The sequence below is a fragment of the uncultured Acidovorax sp. genome (assembly GCF_964021665.1).
Classification (GTDB): domain Bacteria; phylum Pseudomonadota; class Gammaproteobacteria; order Burkholderiales; family Burkholderiaceae_C; genus Acidovorax; species Acidovorax temperans.
Window position 1 is genome coordinate 1 of record NZ_CAXIAK010000124.1, and the last position, 8,179, is coordinate 8,179.

The following is an 8,179-nucleotide window of genomic DNA, read 5'->3' on the forward strand; positions in this document are numbered from 1 at the left end:
GCCAGCGACAAAGGCTCAGCTGCGGCCGCTGCAGCAGACTGAGGTGCTCGTTCGCCAACGGCTGGCCCTGGTGGTAGGCCCTGGGAAAAGGCACCGCCCGAGGCGCTCAGCCATATAGCTGCGGCGCCTGCCGCGAGCTTGATCTTTCTACCGCCGCGCCATGCGTGCGGCATCTCTTGAAGGTAAGTACCCTTGAACATCCGATTCTCCAGTGATTTCAAAACACGAGGGAATCGGCGGGCTGGCAACCGTGCAGCTGCCTGGCAACTCGTCAGTCACTTCAGCTGCAACACACGCAACTGCTTCCGCCGCGATGGCGGACAAGACTGAAAAAGAAAAGTGAGATGCCCCCGCCGATCAGGCGAGGACGGACCACTGAGGGCGGTCAGGGGGCGTGGGCGTTACAGCCAGCAGGCGCTGGCCTGGGGAACACTCCACACGGCTGTCATGGGAAAAGGCTGGCTTTGCATCTGACCAGCTCAAGGCCCCGATACCCGCGCCATGGCAAACTGAACAGTCAACATCAAATGCATCGGCTCCCTGGCTGGACTTTTCGGCCTGACCATTCCCGCCTTTGGCTTCATGCTGGTGTTCGTGATGCCCCAAATGCTGCGACTGCGAGGTTGAGCTCTCATGCATGCAATAAGCAGCCACCGCAGACCAGCTGAACTGGAACGGAAGCAATGCAAGCATAAGAACGGCGATCAAGCGGCGCATTTTTGAAGTCTAGCATGCGTCATGAAGGGCGCGCTCGGGCGTGGATGGCCGCTGCGGAGCGCTGGGTTTAGAAATCAGCGAGCGCCGCCGTTCAGGTCCTGAAGAGCCTTCTTTTCAGCTGCAGACATGTTGAGAAATTCCTGTTGAACTTGCTCACGGGTCTTCATTGCGCCCGTTGCTTTGACAGGCAACGCCCCCCCGCGTGAAAGGGTAGCCAGCGTGCCATCCCGGCGCGCTACTTCGACAGCCTGAAGCACATCGCCACGGGACATTGTGCTCTGCATGTGGTCGGGATGGGTGGTCATGCCCACTTCGCCGTCGGCGGGATGGTACAGCGACGAGGCAGATGCCAATCCTGGAGCCGCGATAGCGAAGGCAATCAAAGTGAGCGTGAGGGGTTTGCGAACGGTCATGGTGTTGTCCCTTGATTTAAATCAGCCCTCGGCGATCTGCCGGGACTATGCCTTTCGACACAGGGATACTTTAAAAAACCGAGTGCGACAAGGCGCCAACAGCCAGATAACAAATTCGTAAACTACGAACAGGCCGGATTCTTCGAGAATGGCAGCATGAAAATTTTGCTCATCGAAGACGAAGTCAAGCTGGCCGAGTATCTGCGCAAGGGCCTGGGAGAGGCCGGCTACGTGGTGGACGTTGCACACAACGGGGTGGATGGCCTTCACATGGCTCTGGAAGGCGTGCACGATCTGCTGGTCTTGGACGCGATGCTTCCAGGGATCGACGGCTTCAGCCTTTTAACAGCCTTTCGCAAGACCAAGCAGACGCCGGTCTTGATGTTGACAGCAAGGGTCAGCGTCGAGGATCGGGTATTGGGACTCAAGACGGGTGCCGACGACTATCTGGTCAAGCCCTTTGCGTTTTCCGAACTGAGCGCCCGCATTCAGGTGCTGCTCCGGCGGACCCATGGTGCGAGGGATGCCGCAGAGCCCACGCAACTGCGTTTGGCGGACCTTGAATTGGACCTTGTACGGCGCAAAGCGTCCCGGCGTGGTCAGCGTTTGGAGTTGACTGCCAAGGAATTTCTGCTCCTGACTCTGTTTCTGAGAAGAAAAGGGGAAGTGCTTTCTCGCACTGAGATCGCTGAGCAGGTGTGGGATATGAACTTCGACAGCGATACCAGCGTGGTGGAGGTCGCGATCCGGCGCCTCCGTACCAAGATCGATGTGCCGTTTGATACTACGCTGCTCCACACCATTCGCGGCATGGGATATGTCATGGAGGACCGCCACGGATGAAGGCGTTGGCCCAACATCGCTCATTGCGCCAGCGGTTGTCGTGGTGGCTGGCGCTGCAGAGCTTTGCCGGACTCGGGGTGATCTGTCTGATGGTGTATCTGGTGACCGAGTTCAATTTTCGTGATCGGCAAGAGGAAACGCTGGCGCAAAAGGAAAACGTCATTCGGCACTTGCTAGTGGATGGCAAGGAGCATGGGGATTCGGAAGACCTTGCGCACAAACTCGATGACTTCCTTGTTGGGCACGGAGATCTGTCGCTCGAAGTCGCGCGGGCGGACGGGATTGTTCTCTACGCCCACACCCGCAACCAGAATGCGAAGACGGTATGGCGCCAACGGCAGTTCGAAGTAGCACAGACTACGGACCAGACTCCCTCAAAGAACTTGCGCGTTCAGCTGTCGCTGGATATCCAAACCGACAACCAGTTGTTGCACCGACTTGCTCTTACCTTGCTGGTCGCAGCCATCGGTGGGGCCGTCGTTGTATCGCTAGGCGGATTCTCCCTGGTCAACTTGGGCCTGGCGCCCGTCCGAAGACTGGCCAGTCAGACGCGCGCAGTGTCGGCTGACAATCTGCAGCAACGTCTCGACAGCGGCGAGCAGCCCCTTGAGCTCGTGCCTCTGATCGATCAGTTCAACGCGCTTCTGGCGCGCATTGAGAAGGCGTATTTACAAATGGAGGGCTTCAATGCTGACGTGGCGCATGAGTTGTGCACGCCTTTGGCCACGCTCATTGCCAACAATGAACTGGCTTTGCTGCGCCCTGAGCAGGCGGATATTCGCGAGGTGCTGGCGTCCAACTTGGAGGAGTTGCACCGCCTGACCGGCATCGTCAATGACATGCTGTTCCTGTCCCAGGCGGATCGGGGTGTGGGAGCGCGCCGCGCCCCCGTGGCGAGCCTTGCATCAATGGCTGCTGACGTACTGGACTACCACGAGGCCGCACTGTCCGAGGCAGGTCTCACAGCTAAAGTGGTTGGTGATGCGCATGGCGCCTTCGACGTGCCGTTGCTGCGCCGAGCCCTGTCGAACTTGCTCGGCAACGCAACTCGATACGCGAGCTCTGGCTCAGTCGTCCAGATCAACCTCAGAACCACCGATGAGGGTTGTGTGCTGATCAGTGTTACCAACTACGGCAGCACGATCGATCCCGAGATACTTCCGCAGCTGTTTGATCGATTTTTCCGCGCAGATCCTGCTCGCAGCCATGGGCAGAGCAACCATGGCCTCGGTTTGGCCATAGTAGGCGGTATTGCACGCATGCATCAGGGCAGGCCATTCGCATCGTCAGAAAATGGGGTAACGAATGTGGGAATCGAAATTCGCCCGAATTGATGGCGATTTCGACAGACTGGGATCGCTTGTGACGCTGCCACGTAGCGCGGCCCGTTCAAGAATCCGATTTACGTAGGACGAAGCAGCGATATTTCTATTGCTGCTTGACTTTAAAGCCACTTCAAGGTTTCCAATTGGTCTATGAAATCAGAAACCAGCACTCCTCCCACCACTGTTGACCCCTGCTGCTCCTCGGGCTGTTCCAGTACCGCAGCAGTGGTCCCTGCAGCCACAAGCAGCCCGGGCCAGGGCAAGCTGTTCCGAATCGCCACCATGGACTGCAGTGCCGAAGAGTCGGAGATCCGGCGGGCTCTGGAACCGCTTGAGGGAATCCGCTCGTTGGGTTTCCAGCTCGGCGCGCGCACGCTGAAGATCGATGCGGAGGATCGCGCCTTGCCCCTTGCGCTCGATGCCATCCGCAAGGCGGGTTTCGATCCACAGCCCGTGGCCACTGCGGCAAACACCCAGGGTAGCCAAGGCCGGGTGTTTCGCATTGCGACGATGGACTGTAGCGCCGAGGAGGCGGAGATTCGTCAGGCGCTGGAGCCTCTGGATGGGATCCGCTCTCTGGGTTTTCAGCTGGGCGCGCGGACGCTGAAGATCGACGCAGAGGAAGGCACCTACCCGTTGGCACTCGACGCCATCCGCAATGCGGGCTTCGATCCGCAACCAGTTGCAGGCGCCGGCGAAACTGAGGGCGGACACGCGGCTGGATCCGCCGAAGGCGACGACCATGGGCATGGTTTTGCAGGCGGCATCTCCCGTTTGGTGGCCGCGCTGGTGTTCGCCACAGGGGCTGAGGTACTTTCGTTCTTCGCGCCCGACCAGATGGCCTGGAAAGTGGCCGGCATGGCGATTGCCGCTCTGGCTATCTGGCTGGCCGGCATCGACACCTACAAAAAAGGCCTTGCGGCGCTGCTGCGCGGCAAGCTGAACATCAATGCGCTGATGTCGGTGGCCGTCACCGGCGCATTCCTCATTGGTCAGTGGCCAGAAGCCGCGATGGTGATGGCTTTGTACGCGATTGCGGAGCTCATCGAAGCCAAGGCAGTGGACCGGGCCCGAAACGCTATCAAGGGCTTGCTGGAACTGGCGCCCGAAGAGGCTTTGGTACTGGGCACCAACGGAGCGTGGACCGCTACACCGGTGGCTTCGGTGGCCATCGGAGCGACCGTGCGCATCAAGCCGGGCGAACGCGTGCCGCTGGACGGTAAGGTGACCAAGGGCAATGGCGCCATCAACCAGGCCCCCGTGACTGGCGAGAGCATCCCCGTGGACAAGGCACCTGGCGACCAGGTGTTCGCCGGCACGATCAACGAGACTGGTGAGCTGGAGTTCGAGGTCACAGCCTTGTCGAGCAACACCACCCTGGCCAGGATCATCCAAGCCGTTGAGCAGGCGCAGGGCACGCGCGCTCCGACGCAGCGCTTTGTGGATCGGTTCGCCTCCATCTACACCCCCGCAGTCTTCGCCATTGCCGTGGCGGTGGCGGTCCTCACTCCTTTCCTGATGGGACTTACCTGGCTGGAGGCGCTCTACAAGGCCCTGGTCCTGCTGGTGATCGCCTGCCCATGCGCTCTGGTCATTTCCACGCCGGTCACGGTGGTCAGCGGATTGGCCGCAGGAGCGCGCCGTGGGATCTTGATCAAGGGCGGAACCTACTTGGAAGATGCCCGGCTTCTGAAGGCGGTGGCGCTGGACAAGACCGGCACCATCACCGAAGGCAAACCCAAGCTGGTGAAGTGGAAGGTGTGGGGTGCCGGTGACGAGGCAGCAGTCCAGCAGATGGCTGCCAGCCTGGCGGCTCGTTCCGACCACCCGGTTTCCAAGGCGATTGTCCAGGGCTTGGATGTAAAGGGTCCAGAAGCAGAAAGCTTCAAGGCCTTGCCTGGGCGCGGCGTCGAAGGCATGGTCAATGGTGTGCGCTTGATGCTGGGCAATCACCGACTGATACATGAGCTAGGACTGTGCGATCCGGAGCTGGAGGCGGAGCTGGCCACCCATGAAAAACAAGGCCGCACGGTCACTCTCCTGGCGGACGAATCGCGCGTCCTGGCGCTGTTTGCGGTAGCGGACACCATTCGCGAGACGTCGAAGCAGGCCATCGTCGACCTCAAGGCGCTGGGAGTGACGTCGGTGATGCTGACGGGTGACAACACTGCCACGGCAAAGGCCATCGCTGCCCAGGCCGGCATTGACGATGCCCGTGGCGATCTGCTGCCCGAAGCCAAACTCGATGCCATCAAGGAAATGCAAAAGCGCTATGGCGCCACCGGCATGACCGGCGACGGCATCAACGATGCGCCGGCGCTAGCGCAGGCCGACATAGGTTTTGCCATGGGTGCGGCGGGAACCGACACGGCCATGGAAGCAGCCGATGTGGTCATCATGAACGATGACCTGCAGCGCGTCGCCGAGACAGTGCGTCTATCCAAGCGCACCCACGCCATTCTCTGGCAGAACATCACCCTGGCGCTGGGCATCAAGAGCGTCTTCCTGGTGATGGCGGTCGTTGGCACGGCCACCATGTGGATGGCGGTCTTCGCGGACATGGGAGCGAGCTTGCTGGTGGTAGCCAACGGACTGCGTCTGCTTCGCGGTACACGGGTGGAGCCAGCCGCCAAGCCAAGCCGCTCAGAAACCAAGGAGCATGCGCATTCCCACTGAGCGTTCGTCAGCGCGCGCCAAGTCCATCGGTGGGCTTGCGGAGCGCTTACTGAATGTCCCGCTTTCATTTCTTGGTTTTGGAGACCTCTTGCTCCACAAGGTCGGCTAGCTGTTTGTGGCCAAAGCTGGATAGCGGGCGCCCGTTGACAAAGAAGGTCGGGGTCTTTTCGACCTTGAGGTCGGTCAGGTCTCGCACGTCCTGCAGCACCACGGCGTCCAATGCAGGGGCTGCGATGTCCGCCCGCGCCCGTTGAATGTCCAGCCCCGCCTGTTCGGGGTCGTCTCAGAATTCGGAAAATAAAGCACGGTAAGCGGTTTGCAGCGGCCGTGCATGTCCTCAACTGCCCGCTCAATCCTTGGCCAGCACGTCGATGATCGGACAAGTCGTATGGCCGTCCCTCACGTCGCACTGCTGTACCAGTTCCCCCAGCACCCGCTGCATGGCCGCGAGGTCAGCAATCTTCTGCTCGATCAGACCCAGCTTGCGTCCGGCCAGCGCCTGAGTCTCGCCGCAGGCGCGCGCCACATCCAAGGTCAGCAGTGCGGCCACCTCATCGAGCGTGAAGCCGAGCGCCTGTGCCCGCTTGATGAATCGCACACGCTTGGCCTGCTCAGGCGCATAGCGCCGATGCCCACCGAGTGGCTTGGGCGGCTCATCCAGCAGGCCGCGCCTCTGGTAGTAGCGAATCGTCTCGATATTCACACCGGCAGCGTCAGCCAGCTTGCCGATGGTCAGTACTGTTTCCATCACACTCCCCTTGACTCCGTACTTAAGTACGGGATTTATAGTAACAGTTGGGCAAACAGGTTCAAGGAAAACGACATGGCACGACTCACTGAAAAAAGCTCGTTGATCGCGAGCGTACTGGCCGCCATCGGCGCGTCGGTGTGCTGTGTCGGGCCGCTTGTCCTGCTGGCGCTTGGCATTGGTGGCTCATGGGTTGGCAGCCTGACCGCGATGGAGCCGTACCGGCCCTTTTTCATCGGCATGACGCTGCTGTTTCTCGGACTGGCCTTCCGCAAGCTCTATCTGGTGCCGCAGGTCTGCACGCCCGGCACGCCGTGCGCTGATCCGCGCACACGCCAGCGGCAGCGCCTGACGTTCTGGATCGTCACCGTGCTGCTGCTTGGCCTGTTGGCCGTGCCGTGGTTCGCCCCATTGTTCTACTGAAAGGAGACTCCCATGCGCAAACTGCTGATTGCTCTGCTGGCAGCCATACCGCTCACCGTGCTGGCCGCTACCCCGAAAACCGTCACGCTGGCCGTGCAGAACATGACCTGCGAGCTATGCCCGATCACAGTCAAGAAGTCGCTGGAGAAAGTGCCCGGAGTGAGCGCCGTCAAGGTCGATTTCGACAGGAAAACGGCCATCGTCACCTATGACGCCGACAAGGCCCAGCCGGAGGCGTTGACCAAGGCCACGACGAACGCAGGCTATCCGTCCACCGTGCAGAAGTGACGCCACGATGAGCACTGTCATCCTCGAATCCGTGCTGACCTGTCCGCACTGCGGCCACGCACAAAAGGAAACCATGCCCACGGACGCTTGCCAGTTCTACTACGAGTGCCCGGCCTGCCATACGCTGCTGCGTCCAAAGCCGGGCGATTGCTGCGTGTTCTGTTCGTTCGGATCGGTGCCATGCCCGCCGATCCAGCAGCAGCGTGGGTGCTGCGGTTAAGTCGGGGACAGCGGTCGCAATGGCCTGAATTTTCCCGCGCCGATCTTGGCACTGCTGCGCCAGAGGTAATCGCCGGTCAGGTTGATGTGCTCCCAGCCGAGCGGCGACAGGTACTGCAACAGGCCGTCATCGACGGCTTGAGCGTGGCCACGTAAGGCGTTCGCGGCCCGCTCCAGATAGACCGTGTTCCACAGCACGATGGCGGCCGTGACCAAGTTGAGGCCGCTGGCTCGGTAGCGCTGCTGCTCGAAGCTGCGGTCGCGGATTTCCCCCAGGCGGTTGAAGAACACGGCGCGGGCCAGCGCGTTGCGCGCCTCGCCTTTGTTCAGCCCGGCATGCACGCGGCGGCGCAGCTCGACGCTTTGCAGCCAGTCCAGGATGAACAGCGTGCGCTCGATGCGTCCCAACTCGCGCAGGGCGACGGCCAGGCCGTTCTGGCGCGGGTAGCTGCCAAGCTTCCTGAGCATCAGCGAGGCCGTCACCGTGCCCTGCTTGATCGAGGTGGCCAGCCGCAGGATTTCGTCCC

At 61.0% G+C, this 8,179-nt stretch carries 11 protein-coding genes; 6 read left to right on the top strand and 5 right to left on the bottom strand.

From position 1 onward, the window contains the following. Window positions 1–357: 357 nt before the first annotated feature. Both czcI and AADJ04_RS16915 read right to left on the bottom strand, forming a co-directional pair. On the bottom strand, window positions 358–717 hold the full coding sequence (gene czcI / locus AADJ04_RS16910; RefSeq protein ID WP_082758766.1) for a cation efflux protein, CzcI family: 360 nt from the start codon (window positions 715–717) through the stop codon (window positions 358–360). A gap of 74 nt (window positions 718–791) precedes the next feature. Further along, a complete protein-coding gene (locus AADJ04_RS16915) occupies window positions 792–1,130 on the bottom strand; it encodes a DUF4148 domain-containing protein (RefSeq protein ID WP_341240325.1) in 339 nt (112 codons plus the stop codon). Window positions 1,131–1,286: 156 nt separating this feature from the next. Between AADJ04_RS16915 and AADJ04_RS16920 the strand changes: the two genes are divergently transcribed. From AADJ04_RS16920 to AADJ04_RS16930, 3 genes are all read left to right on the top strand, one after another. Then, window positions 1,287–1,973 (top strand): heavy metal response regulator transcription factor, encoded by a 687-nt coding sequence (locus tag AADJ04_RS16920; RefSeq protein ID WP_341240326.1) that lies wholly within the window; start codon window positions 1,287–1,289, stop codon window positions 1,971–1,973. Beyond that, window positions 1,970–3,307, top strand: coding sequence for a heavy metal sensor histidine kinase (locus tag AADJ04_RS16925; RefSeq protein WP_084601578.1), 1,338 nt, complete (start codon window positions 1,970–1,972; stop codon window positions 3,305–3,307). The genes AADJ04_RS16920 and AADJ04_RS16925 overlap by 4 nt, the downstream gene beginning before the upstream one ends. 216 nt (window positions 3,308–3,523) lie before the next feature. Beyond that, a complete protein-coding gene (locus AADJ04_RS16930; RefSeq protein ID WP_341240328.1) occupies window positions 3,524–5,974 on the top strand; it encodes a heavy metal translocating P-type ATPase in 2,451 nt (816 codons plus the stop codon). Between the two features lie 64 nt (window positions 5,975–6,038). Here the strand turns inward: AADJ04_RS16930 and AADJ04_RS16935 are convergent, their stop codons facing one another. Together AADJ04_RS16935 and merR are read right to left on the bottom strand one after the other, a co-directional pair. Next, window positions 6,039–6,236 carry a thioredoxin domain-containing protein gene (locus AADJ04_RS16935; RefSeq protein WP_276202432.1) on the bottom strand — a complete coding sequence of 66 codons (198 nt, stop codon included), beginning with the start codon at window positions 6,234–6,236 and terminating at the stop codon, window positions 6,039–6,041. A gap of 87 nt (window positions 6,237–6,323) precedes the next feature. Next, on the bottom strand, window positions 6,324–6,722 hold the full coding sequence (gene merR, locus AADJ04_RS16940) for an Hg(II)-responsive transcriptional regulator (protein WP_044402355.1): 399 nt from the start codon (window positions 6,720–6,722) through the stop codon (window positions 6,324–6,326). 75 nt (window positions 6,723–6,797) lie between these two features. Between merR and AADJ04_RS16945 the strand changes: the two genes are divergently transcribed. From AADJ04_RS16945 to AADJ04_RS16955, 3 genes are read left to right on the top strand one after another with little or no spacing between them, the layout of a single operon-like run. Further along, a complete protein-coding gene (locus AADJ04_RS16945; RefSeq protein WP_044402352.1) occupies window positions 6,798–7,145 on the top strand; it encodes a mercuric transporter MerT family protein in 348 nt (115 codons plus the stop codon). A 12-nt stretch (window positions 7,146–7,157) separates the two neighbouring features. Further along, window positions 7,158–7,433 carry a mercury resistance system periplasmic binding protein MerP gene (gene merP, locus AADJ04_RS16950; RefSeq protein ID WP_044402350.1) on the top strand — a complete coding sequence of 92 codons (276 nt, stop codon included), beginning with the start codon at window positions 7,158–7,160 and terminating at the stop codon, window positions 7,431–7,433. Window positions 7,434–7,440: 7 nt separating this feature from the next. After that, window positions 7,441–7,653 carry a GDCCVxC domain-containing (seleno)protein gene (locus AADJ04_RS16955; RefSeq protein ID WP_084601576.1) on the top strand — a complete coding sequence of 71 codons (213 nt, stop codon included), beginning with the start codon at window positions 7,441–7,443 and terminating at the stop codon, window positions 7,651–7,653. On the opposite strand, the gene AADJ04_RS16960 is transcribed toward AADJ04_RS16955, so the two are convergent. Further along, window positions 7,650–8,179, bottom strand: a 530-nt coding sequence (locus AADJ04_RS16960) for a Tn3 family transposase (RefSeq protein WP_341240327.1), incomplete at its 5' end; no start/stop codon positions are given. The genes AADJ04_RS16955 and AADJ04_RS16960 overlap by 4 nt on opposite strands.